This window comes from Pseudomonas sp. 1152_12, assembly GCF_052850675.1.
The window spans coordinates 1-301 of record NZ_VXCW01000068.1 but is presented as its reverse complement, the minus strand read 5'-3'; the positions used below and the strand labels follow the sequence as shown (position 1 = coordinate 301).

At 53.5% G+C, this 301-nt stretch carries 1 protein-coding gene; it reads left to right on the top strand.

What is annotated here, in order from left to right:
* Window positions 1-301 (top strand): immunoglobulin-like domain-containing protein (locus FW764_RS28145; RefSeq protein WP_446436729.1); only part of this gene is annotated, 301 nt, incomplete at both ends.

Here is a 301-nt window from a genome sequence, read left to right as displayed (position 1 = left end):
TTGGCGAAGGCGGCAATATCGTCTACACCGCCAGCCTTGTGGATAAGAACGGCGCGGCAGTAACTAACATCACCAACCCGCTGACTGTCACTCTGGATAACGGTAAAACCATCACCATTGGTGTGAACCAGTCCAGCGGCAACGTCACGGTTGTAGCTCCAGATGATGTGTACAAAGGTGATCAAACCGTTACCACGGCCATCAAAGGCGTGACTGGCGGCGAGCACTTCGAAAACCTGGTTCCTGGGACCGATAAAGTCACCACGACAGTGACTGATACTCCGGACACCGATAACACCAC